This is a genomic window from Pseudomonas sp. MDV22-iso1 (assembly GCF_058145095.1).
The window spans coordinates 85,345-105,931 of record NZ_JBYVMF010000023.1; the positions used below are offsets into that span (position 1 = coordinate 85,345).

Genomic DNA, 20,587 nt, shown 5'->3' on the forward strand with positions numbered 1-20,587 from the left:
CCTTGCCGGGCTTTTGTTCTTCAACGAGCCAACAACCAGGTCCACCCCCCAAATAGCAAGTGAACCGTCATTCAAGTACTGCGTACTACTCGGCAGTGACCAGGCTCGGCGAACCGAGATTGGCCAGCCGCACGCTGTTCTGCACTTGCTGGATTTCACCCTGTGAGCCGATTGGCCCCAGGCGAACCCGATGCAGTGTCTGTTGATTGCGCACGATCGAACTGATGAACACCGGAGCGCTCACCATTCCGCTCAGCTTCGATCTCAGGAGTTCTGCAGCGTCCGGGTTGGCGAACGCGCCCACCTGCAGATACTGGCCAGACGCTGGTACAGAAGCGTTTTTTTTTGCATCGATCTGCACGGGCACTACGGCCGCTGCGTGCTGCTGCGGCGGTGGCGTCCATTGTTCGACCGTACCGGCCGACGCGGTTATGACCGGGGCCTTGTTCTGTGCAACCTGCGGTTCGTTAAGCATCAACGGCGCCGGACGCCCCTTCGCGGCCCACCACTGCTGCGGATCGATACCTTCGACCTTGACACGCGCCGTGCCGGTTTCGGCATAGCCGAGCTTCTTGGCAGCCGCGTAGGACAGGTCGATGATCCGGTCCGAATAGAAGGGGCCACGATCATTGACCCGCAGGACTACCGACTTGTTATTGTCCAGGTTGGTCACCCGAACGTAACTTGGCAGTGGCAGGGTCTTATGAGCGGCGCTCATGCCGTACAGGTCATACACTTCGCCGTTGGCGGTGTTCTGCCCATGGAACTTGGTGCCGTACCAGGACGCCGTGCCCGAGGCCACATAGGTCTTGGACTCTTGCAGCGGGAAGTAAGTCTTGCCCAGCACGGTGTACGGGTTGGCCTTGTAGGGGCCGGTATGCAGGGTTGGCGTGGCATCCGGGATGCGCGATACGTCGACGTCCCACCATGGCGCGCCGTCCTTGTGAGCACGGTTAATGTCCAGCCCCGGCGTCGAGCGCACGGCAGTGGATGAGGATTTCTGAGCCGGCGCGCGGCTGGTCGAACAACTGGCGACCAGCACTGCCAACGCGGCGAATGCCATCAGCTTCAGGGGTTTATTCATAGGCAATGCCCGCATTACTTGACGCCCCGTGCTTGGACCAGCTGTTCAGACAGTTGATGTACGGCCATGGCGTACATCACGCTGCGGTTATAACGCGTGATCGCGTAAAAATTCTTCAGGCCCATCCAGTATTCAGGGCCGTTGTCACCTTCCAGGCGGAAAGCGGTGACCGGCATATCATCGCGCAGCGCATCATGACTTGACCACCCCAACGCTCGCAACTCCCCGACGGTTTTAGTCGGTTCAATGCCAGTGGTCAAACCTTCCTCTACCTGATCGCCACGAACATCGGCGCGACTGACCACCGGCTCACCGGCGACCCAGCCATGACGCTTGAAATAACTGGCGACGCTGCCGATGGCGTCATCCGGGTTGTTCCAGATATTGATGTGGCCGTCACCGTCAAAGTCCACTGCATAGGCGCGAAAGCTGCTGGGCATGAACTGCGGCAGGCCCATTGCGCCGGCGTAGGAGCCCTTGAGGGTCAACGGATCGACCTGCTCTTCACGGGCCAGCAGCAGGAACTCACGCAGTTCCTTGCGGAAAAATTCGGCACGAGGAGGATAGTCGAAACCCAGGGTCGACAACGCGTCGATCACCCGGAAATTTCCGGTATTGCGTCCGAAAAAGGTCTCAACCCCGATGATGGACACGATGACCTGCGCCGGCACGCCATATTCCTGCTCCGCGCGGGCCAGCACGGCCTCGTGCTGACGCCAGAAATCCACGCCCCGGGCGATACGCGCATCGGAGATGAACATTGGCCGGTACTCGTTCCACTGCTTGACCCGCTCGGCAGGTTTCGAGATCGCGTCCAGAATCGACTGCTTGCGCTCGGCTTCGCGGAACACGCCCATCAGCTGCTCACCAGCGAAACCGTAGTCGCGGGTCATTTCACCGACGAATTCAGCCACCTGGGGTGAGCCTTCGTAATCGCCGGCCAGCGCGTCTTGCGCTGTGCCAAGGATGCTTACCAGGCCGACCCACGGCGCGTATCGAGTCGCCCAGCCACGCATTACTTGCATTGAAATCTTCACCTTATTCAAACTTGTGCGATCCACTTACGATGGGTATGGATCGACATCAAAACCCCAAACGCTGACAGCAGCGTCACCAACGAAGTTCCTCCGTAGCTAATGAACGGCAACGGCACCCCTACAACCGGCAACAGGCCACTGACCATACCGATGTTGACGAAAACGTAAACAAAAAACGTCATGGTCAGGCTGCCCGCGAGCAATTTGCCGAACAATGTCTGGGCCTGGGCGGTAATTACCAGCCCGCGACCGATCAATAAAAGGTAAATCAGTAGCAGCGCACAAATGCCCACCAGGCCGAATTCTTCGCCCATTACCGCGATGATGAAGTCGGTGTGGCTTTCCGGCAGGAAGTCCAGGTGGGACTGGGTGCCCAGCAACCAGCCTTTGCCGAATACACCGCCGGAACCGATGGCCGCTTTCGACTGAATGATGTTCCAGCCAGTGCCAAGCGGATCGCTCTCAGGGTCGAGAAACGTCAGGATTCGCTGCTTCTGGTAGTCGTGCATGATGAAAAACCACATGGCGATGGCCACAGGCACTGCAGCGGCCAGCACACTGATAATCCAGCGCCAGCGCAGTCCGCCCATGAACAGCACGAAGGCGCCGCCCGCAAGAATCAGCAGCGAGGTGCCCAGGTCGGGCTGGCGCACGATCAGGATGAAGGGCAATCCGATCAGGAACAGACTGACGCCCACATGTTTGAGCTGCGGCGGCAAGGTGCGCTTGGACAGGTACCAGGCGATGGTCGCCGGCATCAGGATCTTCATGAATTCCGAGGGCTGGAAGCGAATCACCCCGGGAATGTTGATCCAGCGCGTCGCACCCATGGCGTTATGGCCCATGACGTCCACCACCACCAGCAAGAGCACGCCGACCACATAACCGACTGGCACCCAGCGAGCCATGAAACGCGGTTCGAACTGGGCGATGACAACCATGGACACCAGGCCGATGCCAAACGACGTGGCTTGTTTGGCCAGCAGATCCCAGCTCTTGCCACTGGCTGAATAGAGGACGAACAGGCTGCCGGCGGCCAGGGTCAGCAACAGGATCAGCAACGGGCCATCGATGTGCAGTCGTTGCAACAGCGTCGCCCGGCGACGCATCACATCCTCACTGGAGAGCATGCGATCAAAATTATTCATCACGGGCCGTAGCCTCCGCACTGATAGGGCTGGCGTACTCGGCTTTCAATCGGCCGTCCTGACCCAGAAGCCAGGCATCCATCACTTGGCGTACCACGGGTGCGGCGACGCCAGAACCGGACTCGCCGTTCTCGACCATCACCGACACGACGATTTTCGGGTTATCGGCCGGCGCAAAGCCCACGAACAAGGCGTGGTCACGGTGACGTTCCTGAACCTTCGAGCGGTCGTACTTCTCACCCTGCTTGATGGCGACCACCTGGGCCGTACCACTCTTGCCGGCGATTCGGTACTGGGAACCAGCAGCAGCCTTGCGCGCGGTACCCCGAGCGCCGTGCATCACCTGCTGCATGCCGTGGTTGACCTTGTTCCAGTCGGACGGGTCACGCAGGACGATGTTCGGCATCGGGTTGTCATCTTTCGGCCTCTCACCTTCGACGGTCTTGGCCAGGTGCGGGCGGTTCCAGATGCCTTTGTTGGCGACCAGCGCCGTGGCTTGCGCCAATTGCAGCGGTGTCGACTGCATATAGCCCTGACCGATCCCGAGAATCAGTGTTTCGCCCGGGAACCACGCCTGACGACGGGTTGCACGCTTCCATTCACGGGACGGCATCAAGCCCGGTGACTCCTCGAACATGTCCAGGGAGACCTTCTGGCCGATGCCGAACTTGCCCATGTAGGCGGACAGTCGATCGATGCCCAACTTGTGAGCCAGGTCATAGAAGTAGGTGTCGTTGGACCGCATGATTGCCGTATCGAGGTCCACGAAGCCGTCGCCGCTGCGGTTCCAGTTACGGTACTTGTGATCGTAATTGGGCAGCTGGTAATAGCCGGGGTCGAAGACTCGGGTCGACGCGGTGACCACACCGGAATCAAGGCCTGCAATGGCCACGGCGGGCTTGATGGTCGAGCCAGGCGGGTACAGGCCTCGCAGGACACGGTTGAACAGCGGGCGATCAATGGAGTCACGCAGCTCCGCATACGCCTTGAAGCTGATGCCTGTGACAAACAGGTTCGGATCGAAACTCGGCTGGCTGACCATCGCCAGCACTTCGCCGGTCGCCGGGTCCAACGCCACAACGGCGCCACGCCGACCGCCCAGCGCCGCTTCTGCGGCTTCCTGCAATTTGATGTCCAGGCTCAGGACGATGTCCTTGCCGGGAATCGGATCGGTACGCTTGAGCACACGCAACACGCGGCCTCGAGCGTTGGTCTCTACTTCCTCGTAGCCCACCTGACCGTGCAACTCGGGCTCGTAGAAGCGCTCGATGCCGGTTTTGCCAATTTGATGGGTGCCGCTGTAACTCACCGGGTCCAGAGTCTTCAGCTCTTTCTCGTTGATCCGCCCCATGTAACCCACCGAGTGCGCAAAGTGCGCACCCTGCGGGTAGTGACGGACCAGTTGCGCGACCACTTCAACCCCTGGCAGGCGGAACTGGTTCACGGCGATTCGTGCTATCTGCTCTTCGGTCAACTCGAACAGGATCGGCACCGGCTCGAACGGCCGACGCCCCTGCCGCATGCGCTTCTCGAAAATCACCCGATCCTCAGGCGTCAGCTCCAGCACCTGGACGATCACGTCGAGCACTTGTTGCCAATCGCCAGAGCGCTCACGGGTCATACTCAGGCTGAAGCTGGGCCGGTTGTCGGCAATGACCACACCATTGCGGTCGAAAATCAGCCCACGGGGAGGCGGAATCGGCTGCACATGGACGCGGTTGTTTTCCGAAAGGGTCGAGTGGTACTCGTACTGAATCACCTGGAGGAAATACAGCCGCGCGATCAGCACACAAATCAGCACCACCACCGCAATAGCCCCGAACACGACGCGGCCACGCACCAGACGGGCGTCTTTTTCGTGGTCCTTGATGCGGATCGGCTGAGGCATGAGGGCAGAACTACTTGTGGTAAGGGTGGCCGGACAGCACTGTCCAGGCACGATACAGCTGTTCGCCGATCAGGATCCGCACCAGCGGGTGCGGCAACGTCAACGGCGAGAGTGACCAGCGCTGATCCGCCCGCGCACACACTTCCGGCGCCAGCCCTTCCGGGCCACCGACCATGAAATTCACTGTGCGCGAGTCCAGCCGCCAGCGATCGAGCTCGACCGCCAGTTGCTCGGTGCTCCAGGGCTTGCCGTGGACTTCGAGTGTGACAATCCGCTCGTTCGGCCCGACCTTGGCCAGCATGGCTTCGCCTTCCTGGCGGATGAAACGAGCCACGTCGGCGTTTTTGCCACGGGTGTTGAGCGGTATTTCCACCAGTTCCAGCGCCAGCTCGGAAGGAAGACGCTTGGCATATTCATGCCAGCCTTCTTCCACCCATTTGGGCATGCGTGAACCGACGGCGATCAGTCGCAGTCGCACAGCGAACCCTTATTGCTGGTCTTTGTTGAGCTTGGTGAAATGCTCATGGGTGTTCTCTGGGCTGTGGTGTGCAGCGCTGGCCGAACGGCTTTGCTCGGCACCGGCCCACAGACGCTCCAGGTCATAGAACTGACGGGCAGAGGCAGTCATCATGTGCACGATGACATCATCCATGTCCAACAAGACCCAATCGCTGTCGCCCTTGCCTTCTTCACCCAGTGGCTTGACGCCTTGGGCTTTGACGGCTTCGCGGACTTTGTCGAGCATCGCGCCGATCTGGCGGTTGGACGTACCGGTCGCGATGATCATGAAGTCGGTGATGCTCTGCTTTTCACGAACATCGATGACCTGGATGTCCTGGCCCTTCACGTCTTCCAGGGCTGCTACGGCAACCTTGACCAGTTCTTCGCCACGCAGCTCCGGCCCGGTTTGGACTTCTACTGGCAGCGGGGCGCTCTTGAACGTGCCTTTGCGCTTTACTTTGGTTTGGTCTTTGTCAGTCATATAAAACTCGTTTTGCTCGTATGTTCAGGCGCTTCAATACACGTTGTTGCACGTGCCTTGAGGCACTCCTATTCAGTTCGACGCACGGTAAAGTCCGTGCGCATCGATGTAGGCCAGGACCGCGTCGGGCACCAGGAAACGTACCGACTTACCGCTGGCCAGCAGTTGACGGATCTGGGTGGCGGATACCGCAAGCGGTGTCTGCCAGACGAATGCAATCTGTCCGCTCGGCCCTTTGAGGGCCAGCGGGTCGCTCACCGAGCGCGCTGCCAGCAGGTTGCGCAAGGCATCCGGCGGTTCGCTGTCGGCATCCGGGCGTTGCAGCACCAGGATGTGGCAATGCTGGAGCAACTCTTCCCAGCGGTGCCAAGTGGGCAGGCCGCAAAAAGCGTCCCAGCCCAAAAGTAGAAAAACCTGGTCTTCAGCGGCCAGCTCGGCACGCATCAGTTCCAGGGTATCGATGGTGTAGGACGGTTTGTCCCGCTGCAATTCGCGGGCATCCACTACCAACGGCGCCACACCGGCCACCGCGCACTCAACCATTGCCAGACGGTCTTTTGCCGACACTTGCGGCGTGCCGCGATGAGGCGGCCGGGCACTCGGCGTCAGTCGCAACTCATCCAGCGCCAGCGATTCGGCGACTTCCAGTGCACCGCGCAAATGGCCGATGTGCACCGGGTCGAACGTCCCACCCAGCATGCCAATGCGTCGCGGGGCGGGCTCGCGGGCAGGGACCGGCGTTGTCAGACCGAGGTCGCCCAAGTCAAACAGACGCCTGGCCGCGCAACTGGCCATCACCGACCACGATGTACTTCTCGCAGGTCAGACCTTCGAGACCCACCGGGCCACGGGCGTGCAGCTTATCAGTAGAAATGCCAATCTCGGCACCCAATCCGTATTCGAAGCCATCGGCGAAGCACGTCGGAGTGTTGATCATCACCGACGCCGAATCGACTTCCGCCACAAAACGCCGGGTATCGCCGACGTTTTCACTGACGATCGAATCGGTGTGATGGGAGCCGTACTGATTGATGTGTTCGATCGCCTGGTCCAGGCCATCAACGACACGGATCGACAGAACCGGCGCCAGGTATTCGGTATTCCAGTCTTCTTCCGTCGCCGCTACCGCATCGATGATCGCCCGGGTGCGCTCACAACCGCGCAATTCAACGCCTTTCTCGCGGAACTGTGCAGCCATGGACGGCAGGAAATCCCCGGCAACGGCTTGATCCACCAGCAGCGTTTCCATCGCGCCGCAAATGCCATAACGGTAGGTCTTGGCATTGAAAGCGATGCGCTGGGCTTTCGGCAGATCGGCATGAGCACTGACATAAACGTGGCAGATGCCGTCCAGATGCTTGATCACGGGTACACGGGCATCGCGGCTGACACGCTCGATCAGGCCACGGCCGCCACGGGGCACGATGACGTCGACGTATTCCGGCATGGTGATCAATGCACCAACGGCGGCACGGTCGGTGGTCTCGACCACTTGTACAACGGCGGCCGGCAGTTCTGCCTCGGCCAGACCGCGCTGGATGCAAGCGGCAATCGCCCGGTTGGAATGAATCGCCTCGGAGCCGCCGCGCAGAATGGTCGCGTTACCGGACTTCAGGCACAGGCTTGCAGCATCGATGGTCACGTTGGGGCGGGATTCATAGATGATCCCGATCACACCCAGCGGTACGCGCATCTTGCCGACCTGAATACCTGAGGGCCGAAAACTCATGTCGCGTATGGCACCCACCGGGTCTGGCAGGGCCGCGACCTGGCGCAAGCCGACGATCATGCCGTCGATGCGATCCGGCGTCAGCGCCAGGCGCTCAAGCAGCGCGGGCTCAAGACCATTGGCGCGACCAGCAGCCAGATCCAGTTCATTGGCAGCGGTCAGCTCGGCGCGTGCAGCGTCCAGCGCATTGGCGGCAGCTTGCAAGGCGCGGTTTTTCTGCGCGGTGCTGGCACGGCCGATGACGCGGGACGCTTCGCGAGCAGCGCGACCCAGGCGGGTCATGTAGTCAAGAACGGACTCAGTCATGGTCTTGGCGAGGTCTTAGATAAGGTTTGATAAAGAGTAAAGCGGCAGATTATAGCTGTCGTGTCTCCTGACTAACAGCAGTGACGGGCGGATGGTCGAAATGGAAGGCGATTTGCCGACGTTCAGACGTGATTAAGCTTCAAATTGTTATCATCACGACTCATTCACCGCTGATAAACGCTACTGATCATGACCAATCTGACTCTTCGAGCGTCCGCTACGCGGCAGCCCAAGGCGCTTCCAGATGCGTTTTTCAACCGCGACGCCCAAACGCTGGCCCGGGATTTACTCGGCAAAGTTATCCGTCATCGGGTCGGTGATCTATGGCTCAGTGCCCGAATCATCGAAACCGAGGCCTATTATTTCGACGAAAAAGGCAGCCACGCCTCACTCGGCTACACAGAAAAGCGTAAGGCTTTGTTTCTGGATGGCGGCCACATCTATATGTACTACGCCCGAGGTGGCGACTCCCTGAATTTCAGCGCCCACGGTCCCGGCAACGCCGTACTGATTAAATCGGCCTATCCCTGGACTGATGACCTGAGTGGACCGGCAAGCCTGGCGCAGATGCTGCTCAACAGCCCCGACGCCCAGGGACGCCCTCGCCCCTCGCAAAAGCTGTGTGCCGGCCAGACCCTGCTGTGCAAGGCACTCGGGCTGAAAGTCCCCGTCTGGGATGCCAAACGCTTCGATCATGAGATATTGCTGGTGGAAGATGCCGGCCCTGCTCCCACCCACATCATTCAAACCACACGACTGGGCATCCCCCATGGACGTGACGAACACCTGATGTACCGCTTCGTTGATGGCGCCTACGCGCCCTATTGCACGCGGAACCCGTTGCGACGCGGACAGGTCGAAGGGCGGGATTATTTTTTGCTGACTTGAACGATGGACGCCCCACTTGTGGGAGCGAGCCTGCTCGCGATAGCAGACGGACAGTCGACGCAGATGTCACCCGACACTCCGCCATCGCGAGCAGGCGCGCTCCCACAAGGAGATGAAATCAATTGAACATTCAATGGAGTTGTATGTATGGGCCCATGGCTCGATAGCGTGACCGGTTGGTTGACGGTGAACCCACAATGGCTGGCTGCGGCGGTGTTCATCGTGGCGTTTGTGGAATGCCTGGCGATTGCCGGCCTGATCGTGCCTGGCACGGTGCTGCTGTTTGCCGTCGCGGTGTTGGCGGGCAGTGGAGCACTGTCATTGAGCGAAACGCTGCTGCTGGGTTTCCTGGCCGGCGTTCTGGGCGACATCGTTTCCTACTTCATTGGACGTCATTTCCATCAGAACATCCGGCGCCTTCCAGGGCTGCGTCATCATCCAGAATGGATCGCCGGGGCCGAGACCTATTTCCAGCGCTACGGTATCGCCAGCCTGTTAGTCGGACGTTTTATCGGCCCTCTACGCCCCATGCTGCCAATGGTCGCCGGGATGTTCGACATGCCCTTCCCGCGCTTTCTTGCCATCAGCTTGCTGGCCGCTGCGGGCTGGAGCGTCGCCTATCTTCTGCCCGGCTGGGCCACGGGCGCGGCAATTCGCTTGCCACTGCCGGAAGGGTTCTGGCCTGAAGCGGGTATCGTCGCGGGGAGCATTGCGGCAATGGTCGGCCTGAGTATCACTAGCAGTATGCGCCGCCACCGCAAAGCAACGGTGCTGATTGCCGGCATGAGCTGTTTGATTCTTGCAGGCCTGTTCATCGGTTACCCGTACCTGACAGCCCTTGATCAGGGGGTGATGACGCTCATCCAGGAACATCGCAAGCCGATGCTCGATGAGGTCGCCGTCACGTTCACGCTGATCGGCGAATTCCGCAACATGCTGATGTTCAGCGCCCTGCTGACGGTACTGTTGCTGCTTACCCGACAGTGGCGACAAGCGATATTCGCCGGCAGCACTCTGCTCTTCACGGCACTGGCCAATACCGCGACGAAGCAATTTTTCGCCCGGGTGCGTCCTGAGGTGCTGAGTGATCCGCTGGTGAGCTACAGCATGCCCAGCGGGCACGCCTCTGGCGCTTTCGCGTTGTTCCTGACCCTGGCTGTGCTGGCCGGGCGCGGACAACCGCCGCGGCTGCGTCTGACGTGGTTGCTGTTGGGATGCTTGCCCGCGCTGTCGATCGCCCTGTCTCGGGTGTATCTGGGCGCGCATTGGCCGACCGATGTGGTGGCTGGTGCGATGCTCGCGGCGTGCGTATGTGCTGCAAGCCTTTGGCTGATTCAGCGCAAGGAACCGCTCAACGCCATGCCACCCCGGGTCTGGTGGCTGGTACTGCCGGCCCTGACGATACTATTCGGCTTTTTCGCGCTGAGGCATTTGCCCCACGCGATGTTGAGGTATGCCTACTGAAGCCCAGCCGCGATTCTGTAGTAGCTGCCGAGCTTGCGAGGCTGCGTTCGGTGGCGAAGCCGCCGCCAGGGAAAACTGCGAGGACTGCGTCCTCGAACGCAGCCTCGCAGGCTCGGCAGCTGCTACACGTGCTACAGCGATTAACGATGCATGATGATTTCAGGCAAACAACTCGCCTTGCAACTCATCCAGCAGCGCTTGAATGGCATCCAGCCGCTGCTGCGGATCATCAAGTTGCAGCAAATCAATCTTGTCCACTTCGGCGAACGGCAGCAGATAAGCAAGCTGATTGGCCAGAGACTGCTGACCGGTGGCTTCGGTGCCCATGTTCAATGCTTCAACCATCGGATGTTCGGCCAGGGCCTTGAGCAAGGCGACCAGATCGGCATCCTCATCCTGCAAAGGTTGTTCTGGCTCGTCTTCCAGCCACTCGACCTCGGCAATCGTCAACTGATCGCGCTGGACCTCGGTGCGCAACACATTGAAACGCCTTCCGCCCTGCACGCGAATACCCAACAAGCCATTTTCTTGCTGCTTGAAGTCAGTGATCAGTGCTTCACAGCCCACCAGTGCATAGCCCTCGGGGGCTAGACCGACCTCTTCGCCGTCGAGGATGCACACCACGCCAAAGCCGCCGCCCTGCTTCATGCAGCGGCCGATCATGTCCAGGTAGCGCGCCTCGAAGATCTGCAAATCGAGAATGCAGCCGGGAAACAGCACTGTGTTCAGCGGAAAAAGCGGCAAGCTCATAGACATTTCCTTACACCACCATCGACACCGCCAACGGCAGGAACACCGCCGTGGCCACGCCCATCAGACTCATCGCCAACGCCGCGAAGGCGCCGCACTCTTCACTTTCCTGCATCGCCACCGCCGTGCCGACCGCGTGGGCGGTCATGCCCAGGGCCATGCCGCGGGCTTCGGCGCTGTGCACACCCAGTCGGGTCAGCAGGCTTGGCCCGAAGATCGCCCCGATCACCCCGGTGATCAGCACAAACACCGCCGCCAACGCTGCGACACCACCAATCTGCTCAGCCACCAACATGGCGATCGGCGACGTCACCGACTTCGGCGCCATCGTCATCAGGATCATGTGTTCGGCGCCAAACCACCAGCCCAGCAACACGCCCATCCCCGTGGCGACGACACCGCCTATCACCAGCGTAGTAAATATCGGCCAGAACAACTGCCGAATCCGTCGCAGATTCAGGTAAAGCGGAACGGCCAGTGCAACCGTCGCCGGCCCTAGCAGGATGCTGAGAATCTCGGTGCTTTTGCGGTATTCGGCGTAGGTCAGACCACAACTTATCAATACACCGATCACCAACAGCATGGAGACCAGCACCGGCTGCAAAAAGATCCAGCGGGTTTTCTCGAACGCCGCCAACACCAACTGATAGGCGCCCAGCGTGATCCCGATACCAAACAACGGATGGTGAATTACCGACGCCCAGGCGCCGTGCCAATCGAAAATCATTGGCTGTCCTCGGGATGGGCGTGACGCTTGACCATGCGCTGCATCAGCACGCCGGCAAACGCCATGGACAGCAGGAGCGACAACACCAGGGCGCCAACGATGGCCCAGAAGTCAGCGGCAATGTCCTTGGCATACACCATCACGCCCACGGCCGGCGGTACCAGCAGCAACGGCAGATAACGCAGCAGACTGCTGGCTGCCAGGTTCAGAGGTTCGCCCACCTGGCCACGGAATATCAGAAACACCAGCAGCAACAGCAGGCCGACGATAGGCCCCGGCAGCACCGGCAAAAACAGGTGATTGATCGCTGTGCCGAGCAATTGGAACAGCACCAGCCAGGTTAAACCTCGTAACAACATCCTTAAATCTCCTGCAGAACCCGTCCCCGCGGTAGCGGGCCGAGCATTATAAGCACGTCATCGCTATAGATCGGCATTCGCCAAAAGCATGGTCAGTTGACCTTGGCCCATTGCCATGTTGATCTAAAGTGGTAATTCGGGAGGTCAAATCCCCCCACCTAAAAACTATAAAACCGATGAACCCAAGGAGAGTCTCAATGCCCTATGTTCCCGTTGCAGAGCTCAAAGATTATGTCGGCAAGGAACTTGGATGTTCCGAATGGCTCACCATCGATCAGGAGCGCATCAACCTGTTCGCCGAAGCCACCGGGGATTATCAGTTCATCCACGTCGACCCGGTCAAAGCCGCGCAAACGCCTTTCGGCAGCACTATCGCCCACGGCTTCCTGTCGCTGTCACTGATCCCCAAACTGATGGAAGACATCCTCGTCCTGCCTGAAGGCCTGAAGATGGTGGTCAATTACGGCCTCGACAGCGTGCGGTTCATTCAACCGGTCAAGGTCAACTCCAAAGTAAGACTCAAGGTCGAACTGAGCGAAGTCAACGAGAAGAAACCCGGCCAATGGCTGCTCAAAGCCACCGCCACGCTTGAGATTGAAGGCTCGGACAAGCCGGCGTACATCGCCGAACCACTGTCACTCTGCTTCGTGTAAACCATCCCGGATGCGAAGCAGCTCATGCTGTTTCGCGCCCCCTCTCTATATATAAGTGATAGAGCTGCGGCATACTCGGTCGCCTAATTGCCCGGATCCCGCTATGCGCTCGATTGCCCTCCTCGTCTTGACCCTGATGCTGACCGCTTGCGGCGACGGTGAATCACTGTTGCCGCCTGACGCTCGTCTCCCGGACGGTGGGCGTTATCGCGGCGATCTGGTCAACGGACTGCTGCAAGGCCAGGGTCGCATCGACTACCCGAACAGCAGCTGGTACGCCGGCGAGTTCGACAAAGGGCAATGGCATGGCCAGGGGGAATGGCACGGTAGCAACGGCGAGGTCTATCGCGGGCAATTCAATCAAGGCCTGTTCGACGGCCAGGGCACGCTGACCACCAACGGCAGCAGCTACACCGGCGGGTTCAAGGCGGGTCGGCGGGACGGCGAAGGCACCCTCAAAGAAAACGGCATGACCTACCGTGGCGAATTCAAGGCCGACCTGTATTCCGGGCTCGGTCGACTCGAACTCGACGACGGCAGTTCGTATCAAGGTCAGTTCGCGCACGGCAAACCCAACGGTGAAGGTCAGCGCGGCGACGCCAGCGGCAATCAATTCACCGGGCATTTCGTCGACGGACAGCTGGAAGGCAACGGAACATTCAACAGTGCAGACGGCGACATTTATGTCGGCAGCTTCAAAAACAATCAATTGCACGGCAAGGGTCGCTACGAAAATGCCGACGGCGATGTCTGGCTTGGGCAATTCAAGGAAGGATCGCTGAACGGCAAGGGCGAGTTGATCGGCGCCGACGGCAGCCATTACATCGGCCACTTCAGCGACTGGCGCTTTAGCGGCGCAGGTCGACTGAACCTGCCAGACGGCAGTTTCTACATTGGCCAGTTCGACAACGACAGTTACTCTGGCCGCGGCACCCTGGTATTGACCGACGGCACCGTGCAAAGCGGCGCCTGGATCAATGGCCAGCGAGTCCGCGACGCCGACGGCAAGCTGCTGCCCGACAGCCTCGAACTCGGTCTTTTGGCCCAGGGCCGCTTGCTCGAAGAAACGCTGGCCAGCGTGCCCGCCTCGACCCCGGCGATCGAACTCTACACCTTGACCCTCGGCGGTGATGGCAAGCAGAGCGTGTTCCTGCGTGAATCCGACTATGTCAGCAACATGCTCAGCAGCCGCTTTGGTGCTTATGGTCAGATTCGCCTGGTGAACCATCGCGACCATCTCGTCGATCGGCCAATGGCCACCCGGGAAAACCTGCGCCGTGCCGCCGCGACACTGGCCGAACGCAGTGGACCGGAAGACTTGATCTTCATCTACCTGACCAGCCACGGCAGCAGTGAGCACGAACTGGTGCTCGACCAGCCGCGCATGGAGCTGTCAGACCTGCCGGCCGACGAACTCGCCGCCGTGCTGGCCCCGCTGAAAAACCGCGACAAGATCATTGTCATTTCGTCGTGCTATTCCGGTGGTTTCATCCCGATGCTCAAGGATGAACGCACCCTGATCATGACGGCGTCCCGCGCCGACCGTGTGTCGTTCGGATGCTCGGAAGAAGCCAACTTCACCTACTTCGGTGACGCCCTGTTCGCCCAGGCACTGAACCAGACAGACGACCTTGAACAGGCGTTCAAGCTGGCCAAGGCTACGGTGGCCGAGCGTGAGCTCGCGGACAACTTCGAGGCCTCTGAACCGCAGATCTGGGCGCCGAAGACGGTCCTGTCCCACTGGCAGTTGTTGCGTAAACAACAAGCACGCAAGGCACTGCAAAGTGTCTCTATCAGCAGCAAGGATGCAAAGAGCAACTAAGCTGAACAGTATCAAGGGAGAAACACTATGTACTTGACGCCTCAGCACGTACTGCTTGCCGGAGCTACCGGGTTAACCGGTGAACACCTGCTTGACCGCCTGCTTAACGAACCCACGATTACCCGGGTTTTGGCCCCTTCACGCCGACCATTGGCCAAACATCCCCATCTGGAAAACCCCGTCGGCGACCCGGCCGTGTTCCTGCCACAACTCAACGGCCGCGTAGACATTGCCTACTGCTGCCTGGGCACCACAATCAAACAGGCCGGCTCGGAAGAGGCGTTCCGCGCAGTGGACCTGGACATGGTGGTGGCCTTCGCCAAACGTGCCCGAGAGATGGGTGCACGACACCTGATCGTGATCAGCGCGCTGGGGGCCGATCGCAGATCCTCGGTTTTCTATAACCGGGTTAAAGGCGAGATGGAATACGCCCTGCGTGAGCAAAACTGGCCGCAACTGACCATTTGTCGCCCATCACTGCTGCTGGGTGATCGTCTGGAACCGCGTTTTGCCGAGAAAGTGGCAGGCCCTTTGTCTCGACTGATCCCGGGTAAATATCACGGCATCGAAGCTTGTCAGCTGGCCCGCGCAATGTGGCGGTTGGCATTGGAAGAGCAGGATGGGGTGCGGGTGGTTGAATCGGATGAGTTACGCAAGTTAGGTAAGTAATTCGCAGACATGTGGCGAGGGAGCTTGCTCCCGCTGGACTGCGCAGCAGCCCCATTTTTTTGGGGCCCCTTCGCGGCCCAGCGGGACGGTGCGACGATTCGACAAGCTCCCTCGCCACAAGAGTCGCTCTGCGGCTTACAATCCGCCAGTCGCCTGAAAACCCACGCCGAGCACCGTCAACACAGACAACGGCAACAACAGCGTATCGAGCAGCGCACTCGCCGGCAGATCAATACCCGGATAGCTCGGCGCCTCAGCGCCAAAGCGGTCCATCGCACAGCAACCGCCGTTCATGGCATACAAATCCAGTCGAGTCCCCGAGTACACAACCGGAGCCCCTGGCTTGGCGGCATCCAGCGTGCGCGCCGTGGCACAGCCTGCCAATTGCAACGCCAGGATAATCATCAGCAGTCTATTCATCGCTGGTCAAATGGTGCTCACCCCAACGCGGCAACATGTCCTGGGGAATGTTCAGCAGATTGAGGATCCGCGCCACCACGAAGTCGATCAGGTCATCGATGGTCTGTGGCTGATGGTAGAAGCCCGGCGACGCCGGCAAAATCGTCACGCCCATGTTCGACAACTTGAGCATGTGCTCCAGATGAATGCTCGAATACGGCGCCTCACGCGGCACCAGAATCAACTGGCGGCGCTCCTTCAACGTCACGTCGGCGGCACGCTCGATCAAGTTGTTGCAGGCTCCCGTCGCGATTGCCGACAAGGTCCCGGTCGAACAGGGCACGACCACCATCGCCGCCGGTGCGCCAGAACCAGAGGCCACGGGCGACATCCAGTCTTCCTTGCCGTACACGCGAATTTGCCCGGCGGCAGCGCCGGTGTATTCGGTGAGGAAGGCCTGCATCATCTGGGTTTTGGGTGGCAGCAAAACGTCCGTTTCAGTGGCCATCACCAGCTGCGCGGCCTTGGAAATGAGGAAGTGCACCTCGCGGTCCTCGCGCACCAGGCAGTCCAGCAGGCGCAAACCATACTGGGCGCCCGAAGCGCCGGTCATTGCCAGCGTGATGCGTTCCGGACCGTTGTTCATTGCAGGGCCTCGGCGAGTTTGCCGTGCAGGCCGCCGAAGCCGCCATTGCTCATGATCACCACGTGAGTGCCTGGCTGGGCCTGGCTTTTCACGCGCTCGATGATGCCTTCCAGCGTATCGCTGACGATCGAGGGCACGGTGCACAGCGCGGCAGTGCCCGCCAGATCCCAACCGAGGTTGGCCGGCGCGTACCAGATCACCTGATCGGCATCGTTCACACTTTCCGGCAAGCCATCGCGGTGCGCGCCAAGCTTCATGGAGTTGGAGCGGGGTTCAATGATCGCAATCAGCGGAGCGTCACCGATGCGCTTGCGCAGGCCGTCGAGCGTCGTGGCAATCGCAGTCGGGTGGTGAGCGAAGTCGTCGTAAATAGTAATGCCACGGACTTCGGCAACTTTCTCCATCCGACGCTTCACGCTTTTGAATGCGCTCAATGCAGCAATCCCCATGGACGGGACAACACCGACATGCCGCGCCGCAGCTAACGTCGCCAGCGCGTTGGCAACGTTGTGCTGACCGGTCATGTCCCACTCGACCACGCCTTGAACCACACCTTCGAACATCACTTCGAAGGCAGAACCGTCTTCGCTGAGCAACTTGACCTGCCACTGACCACCCGCACCGGTGGTTTGAACCGGCGCCCAGCAACCCATTTCGATCACTCGCTGCAACGCGGGCTCGGTGGTCGGATGGATCACCAGGCCTTCGCTGGGAATGGTGCGCACCAGATGATGGAATTGGCGCTCGATTGCCGGAAGATCCGGGAAGATGTCCGCATGATCGAACTCAAGATTGTTCAGGATCGCGGTGCGCGGACGGTAGTGAACAAACTTCGAGCGCTTGTCGAAGAACGCACTGTCGTATTCATCCGCTTCAATCACGAAGAACGGTGTGTCACCCAGTCGCGCCGACACCGAGAAATTTTGCGGGACACCACCGATCAGGAAGCCCGGGCTCATGCCGGCGTGCTCCAGTACCCAGGCCAGCATGCTGCTGGTGGTGGTCTTGCCATGAGTGCCAGCGACGGCCAGCACCCAGCGGCCTTGCAACACGTGATCCGCCAGCCATTGCGGGCCGGAAACGTAAGGCAGGCCTTTGTTCAGTACATATTCTACGGCCGGGTTGCCGCGGGACATGGCGTTGCCAATCACCACCAGATCCGGTGCCGGATCCAGTTGGGATGGGTCGTAGCCTTGGGTCAGCTCAATGCCTTGAGCCTCAAGCTGAGTGCTCATCGGCGGATAGACGTTAGCATCGGAACCCGTTACGTGATGGCCCAGCTCTTTGGCCAGAACCGCCATCGAACCCATGAAAGTGCCGCAGATACCAAGAATATGAATGTGCATAGTCGACCTCGTAAAACATGGCCGCAGGTTAGCGTAGGGTGGGAAAATTCGCACCTTTGTTTCGCCCGTACCGATGCCATCGCCAGCAGGCTGGCTCCCACAGTGGATTTGAGTAAGCTTCCAAATCGAGAGTCCAGCCCATTACCTTGTGGGAGCTAGCCTGCTGGCGATGGCCGCGCCACGGTTTATCGGGCGATACCGTGTTTACGCAGCTTGCGGTAAAGCGTATTGCGACTCACCCCTAGCTGTTCAGCCGTATGCGTCATATGCCATCTCGTCTGTTCCAGTGCATTGAGTAACGCCAGCCGCTCGGCGTCTTCAAGGGGATGGTCCGATGCCACGTCGTCTGCAACAACCGGTGTCGGGCGAACCTGCCGAATCATCACAGGCAAATCGTCCAGACCGATTCGTCCGCCGTCACACAACGCAGCCAGCGTGCGCAGCACGTTACGTAACTGCCGAACGTTACCGGGCCAGGCGAAATCCAGCAGCGCCTGTCGCGCCAGTCCGTCGATGACCACCGTTTCCCCGCCAGTTTCTTCCGCCAGCAAAAAGTCGAGTAATTCTGATTTATCGGTTCGCTCGCGCAACGCCGGCAATGCGACCTCCAGCCCATTGAGCCGGTAATACAAATCCTCACGGAAACTGCCGTCCTGCACCCGCTCCATCAAATTGCGGTGAGTGGCGCTGATGATCCGCACGTTAACTGACTCCGGCTCACCACCGATCGGCACCACCTGCCGGTCTTCCAGCACTCGTAACAGCCGCGTTTGCATGGCCAGCGGCATGTCGCCGATTTCATCGAGGAACAGCGTGCCGCCATCGGCCTGCTGCAACTTGCCGCGCATGCCTTCCTTGCGTGCGCCCGTGAAGCTGCCGCCGCGGTAACCGAACAATTCACTCTCGATAAGGCTTTCCGGAATGGCCGCGCAGTTGAGGGCCACGAACGCTTTTTCAGCCCGCTGACTGGCGTTGTGCACGGCCTTGGCGAACGCTTCCTTGCCGGAGCCGGTTTCGCCATTGATCAACAGCGGCACGTCCCGCTCGAAGACTCGCAAGGATTTTCGGAAGTCTTCCTGCAGCGATGCATCGCCAAGACAAATGCCAGACAAACGTGGACGGTCGGCAATGATCGGACGCTGTACCACAGGCACCGGAATGCTGCGGGGTTGTCCGCGCAGCAACGCGAACAGGTGCCGCCCGTCACGCGTGCGCAACGGCCAACTCGCACTGGCGTTGATGCTGGCGCGGCCGAGAAGTTCATCTAGCGAGCAGTCGAAAAACGCCTCGACCGGCTTGCCCAGCAGTCCGCCACGTACATGCCCCAACAGATTCAAGGCACTTTGGTTGACGGCGCTGATCCGCCCTTCCCCGTCGAACGCCAGCAACCCTTCGCTGAACAGCCCGACGGATTCGGCCTGCAGGTGAAAACGCAGCAACCATTGGTTGTCGAAGTAGCGCAGGAAATAGCAGCTTTCGATCATTTTCGCCGAAAGATTGACCAGGGCCATGGTATGGAACTGGCTCTGGCGCGAGACGTCGTGACGCGCGGAAGATACGTCCAGCACGGCCAGCAGTTCGCCATGCGGATCGAAGACCGGGCTGGCCGAACAGGTCAAACCGGTGTGGCGACCACGAAAGTGTTCGTCCTGGTGAATGGTCAGTGACTGCCGCTCCACCAGGCAGGTGCCGATACCATTGGTGCCTTCGCAGGCTTCGCTCCAGTCGGCGCCCAGCCACAGGCCGGCGCGTTCGAAAATCTTCCGCTCGGTGGGGGCCGTGACGCAATTGAGGATGACGCCGCGAGCGTCGGTCAGCAGCACCGCATGTCCGGCGCCGGAAAGTTGCTGATGGAGACTGGTCATTTCAGTGCCGGCAATTTGCAGCACTTGCTGCAAACGTTCGCGGCTTTCCAGGACGCGGCCGTGTTCCAGCACGGTCGGCGCAATCGTCAAGGCCGGGTCGAGGTGATAATCCTCAAGACAACGCAGCCAGGAACGGGCGATGGACGGGTCACTGCCAGGACCGCGCAGACGGGATTTCCCCTGGGTCACGGTCAAGACTTGCTGGGCATGGCGACTTAAATGGTTGTCGTGCATTTTGTTGTTCTTCTCCCTGCCGGGTCTGGTTCGCCCCGTGTAGCAGCTGCCGTGGCTGCATTCGGCTGCGGAGCAGTCGTAAAACCGTATTCGATATTTACATGCCAAACCGAGGCAATCGCTTCGCACTCGAACGCAGCCTTCGGCAACTGCTACAGACAACGTGTGGCCGAGCATCCTCCAGCCCGGCGAGTATTGCAATGCTCGCAAGACTGCCTGGTCACACACTGCGCCACAACCGGTACAAACTGTCACACGGGCTGTACCGATACCGTCACAGACGCCGCCCGCCCGTCCGACTGAAACCCGGTAATCCCTTGATTTGACTGACCTCAAAGGCAGTGGCCCGACCTTTGCTCTACGCTTATAACAAGCGCACATGCGCTCTCCCTTATAAGCACAAAAGCCAAGGAGAAATCACTATGCGTTACGCTCACCCCGGTACTGAAGGCGCTATCGTTTCGTTTAAAAGCAAATACGGTAACTACATCGGCGGCGAGTTCGTCGCGCCTGTTAAAGGTCAGTACTTCACCAACACTTCGCCAGTGAATGGCCAACCCATTGCCGAATTCCCACGCTCCACGGCCGAAG

General features: G+C 59.9%; 20 protein-coding genes and 1 pseudogene. 6 read left to right on the top strand and 15 right to left on the bottom strand.

The features are described from left to right. Positions 1-85: 85 nt before the first annotated feature. The 8 genes from AC3ZVB_RS22825 to AC3ZVB_RS22860 all read right to left on the bottom strand — a co-directional run bounded on the left by AC3ZVB_RS22825 (position 86) and on the right by AC3ZVB_RS22860 (position 8,174). The gene (locus AC3ZVB_RS22825) at positions 86-1,099 is read right to left on the bottom strand and encodes a septal ring lytic transglycosylase RlpA family protein (protein WP_162439929.1); all 1,014 of its coding nucleotides are present in this window, start codon (positions 1,097-1,099) and stop codon (positions 86-88) included. Further along, a complete protein-coding gene (gene mltB, locus AC3ZVB_RS22830; RefSeq protein WP_162439928.1) occupies positions 1,099-2,109 on the bottom strand; it encodes a lytic murein transglycosylase B in 1,011 nt (336 codons plus the stop codon). Before mltB ends, AC3ZVB_RS22825 begins: the two co-directional genes overlap by 1 nt. Positions 2,110-2,126: 17 nt before the next feature. Beyond that, positions 2,127-3,230 (bottom strand): rod shape-determining protein RodA, encoded by a 1,104-nt coding sequence (gene rodA, locus AC3ZVB_RS22835; protein WP_162439957.1) that lies wholly within the window; start codon positions 3,228-3,230, stop codon positions 2,127-2,129. Positions 3,231-3,261: 31 nt separating this feature from the next. Then, complete coding sequence (gene mrdA / locus AC3ZVB_RS22840) at positions 3,262-5,157, bottom strand: penicillin-binding protein 2 (RefSeq protein ID WP_490147805.1); 1,896 nt, start codon at positions 5,155-5,157, stop codon at positions 3,262-3,264. Positions 5,158-5,167: 10 nt separating this feature from the next. Beyond that, positions 5,168-5,635, bottom strand: a complete 468-nt coding sequence (gene rlmH, locus AC3ZVB_RS22845; RefSeq protein ID WP_003185785.1) for a 23S rRNA (pseudouridine(1915)-N(3))-methyltransferase RlmH — start codon at positions 5,633-5,635, stop codon at positions 5,168-5,170. 9 nt (positions 5,636-5,644) lie between these two features. Beyond that, positions 5,645-6,139: a ribosome silencing factor gene (rsfS, locus tag AC3ZVB_RS22850; protein WP_162439926.1), complete on the bottom strand. Its 495-nt coding sequence runs from the start codon at positions 6,137-6,139 to the stop codon at positions 5,645-5,647. A 72-nt stretch (positions 6,140-6,211) separates the two neighbouring features. Further along, positions 6,212-6,934: a nicotinate-nucleotide adenylyltransferase gene (nadD, locus tag AC3ZVB_RS22855; protein WP_490147806.1), complete on the bottom strand. Its 723-nt coding sequence runs from the start codon at positions 6,932-6,934 to the stop codon at positions 6,212-6,214. After that, positions 6,903-8,174 carry a glutamate-5-semialdehyde dehydrogenase gene (locus AC3ZVB_RS22860; RefSeq protein WP_162439925.1) on the bottom strand — a complete coding sequence of 424 codons (1,272 nt, stop codon included), beginning with the start codon at positions 8,172-8,174 and terminating at the stop codon, positions 6,903-6,905. Before AC3ZVB_RS22860 ends, nadD begins: the two co-directional genes overlap by 32 nt. Before the next feature lie 189 nt (positions 8,175-8,363). Here AC3ZVB_RS22860 and AC3ZVB_RS22865 point away from each other — a divergent pair, with 189 nt between their 5' ends. Both AC3ZVB_RS22865 and AC3ZVB_RS22870 read left to right on the top strand, forming a co-directional pair. After that, positions 8,364-9,062, top strand: a complete 699-nt coding sequence (locus AC3ZVB_RS22865) for a DNA-3-methyladenine glycosylase (RefSeq protein ID WP_194692864.1) — start codon at positions 8,364-8,366, stop codon at positions 9,060-9,062. Positions 9,063-9,209: 147 nt separating this feature from the next. Continuing rightward, positions 9,210-10,526, top strand: a complete 1,317-nt coding sequence (locus tag AC3ZVB_RS22870; RefSeq protein ID WP_162441209.1) for a bifunctional DedA family/phosphatase PAP2 family protein — start codon at positions 9,210-9,212, stop codon at positions 10,524-10,526. A gap of 159 nt (positions 10,527-10,685) precedes the next feature. Here the strand turns inward: AC3ZVB_RS22870 and AC3ZVB_RS22875 are convergent, their stop codons facing one another. The 3 genes from AC3ZVB_RS22875 to AC3ZVB_RS22885 are packed head-to-tail and all read right to left on the bottom strand — an operon-like array spanning position 10,686 to position 12,362. Further along, positions 10,686-11,276, bottom strand: coding sequence for an LON peptidase substrate-binding domain-containing protein (locus tag AC3ZVB_RS22875; protein ID WP_162441208.1), 591 nt, complete (start codon positions 11,274-11,276; stop codon positions 10,686-10,688). Positions 11,277-11,286: 10 nt separating this feature from the next. Beyond that, positions 11,287-12,003, bottom strand: coding sequence for an LrgB family protein (locus AC3ZVB_RS22880; RefSeq protein WP_194692865.1), 717 nt, complete (start codon positions 12,001-12,003; stop codon positions 11,287-11,289). Then, positions 12,000-12,362, bottom strand: coding sequence for a CidA/LrgA family protein (locus AC3ZVB_RS22885; RefSeq protein WP_162439584.1), 363 nt, complete (start codon positions 12,360-12,362; stop codon positions 12,000-12,002). The genes AC3ZVB_RS22880 and AC3ZVB_RS22885 overlap by 4 nt, the downstream gene beginning before the upstream one ends. Before the next feature lie 197 nt (positions 12,363-12,559). On the opposite strand from AC3ZVB_RS22885, the gene AC3ZVB_RS22890 reads away from it, so the two are divergent. The 3 genes from AC3ZVB_RS22890 (at position 12,560) to AC3ZVB_RS22900 (ending at position 15,506) form a co-directional block, all read left to right on the top strand. Then, entirely contained in the window at positions 12,560-13,015 is a 456-nt protein-coding gene (locus AC3ZVB_RS22890) for a MaoC family dehydratase (RefSeq protein ID WP_162439585.1), read from the top strand. A gap of 103 nt (positions 13,016-13,118) precedes the next feature. After that, positions 13,119-14,837: a C13 family peptidase gene (locus AC3ZVB_RS22895; RefSeq protein WP_490147807.1), complete on the top strand. Its 1,719-nt coding sequence runs from the start codon at positions 13,119-13,121 to the stop codon at positions 14,835-14,837. A gap of 27 nt (positions 14,838-14,864) precedes the next feature. Beyond that, entirely contained in the window at positions 14,865-15,506 is a 642-nt protein-coding gene (locus AC3ZVB_RS22900; RefSeq protein WP_162439587.1) for an oxidoreductase, read from the top strand. Positions 15,507-15,641: 135 nt separating this feature from the next. On the opposite strand, the gene AC3ZVB_RS22905 is transcribed toward AC3ZVB_RS22900, so the two are convergent. The 4 genes from AC3ZVB_RS22905 to AC3ZVB_RS22920 all read right to left on the bottom strand — a co-directional run bounded on the left by AC3ZVB_RS22905 (position 15,642) and on the right by AC3ZVB_RS22920 (position 19,996). After that, positions 15,642-15,926 (bottom strand): YceK/YidQ family lipoprotein, encoded by a 285-nt coding sequence (locus tag AC3ZVB_RS22905; protein WP_162439588.1) that lies wholly within the window; start codon positions 15,924-15,926, stop codon positions 15,642-15,644. After that, the gene (gene ubiX / locus AC3ZVB_RS22910; protein WP_194692867.1) at positions 15,919-16,551 is read right to left on the bottom strand and encodes a flavin prenyltransferase UbiX; all 633 of its coding nucleotides are present in this window, start codon (positions 16,549-16,551) and stop codon (positions 15,919-15,921) included. The genes AC3ZVB_RS22905 and ubiX overlap by 8 nt, the downstream gene beginning before the upstream one ends. After that, on the bottom strand, positions 16,548-17,897 hold the full coding sequence (gene mpl / locus AC3ZVB_RS22915; RefSeq protein ID WP_490147808.1) for a UDP-N-acetylmuramate:L-alanyl-gamma-D-glutamyl-meso-diaminopimelate ligase: 1,350 nt from the start codon (positions 17,895-17,897) through the stop codon (positions 16,548-16,550). The genes ubiX and mpl overlap by 4 nt, the downstream gene beginning before the upstream one ends. Positions 17,898-18,082: 185 nt before the next feature. Then, positions 18,083-19,996: a sigma-54-dependent Fis family transcriptional regulator gene (locus tag AC3ZVB_RS22920; protein ID WP_162439590.1), complete on the bottom strand. Its 1,914-nt coding sequence runs from the start codon at positions 19,994-19,996 to the stop codon at positions 18,083-18,085. Between the two features lie 422 nt (positions 19,997-20,418). On the opposite strand from AC3ZVB_RS22920, the pseudogene AC3ZVB_RS22925 reads away from it, so the two are divergent. Continuing rightward, positions 20,419-20,587, top strand: a pseudogene (locus AC3ZVB_RS22925) (aldehyde dehydrogenase family protein); the annotation flags it as partial.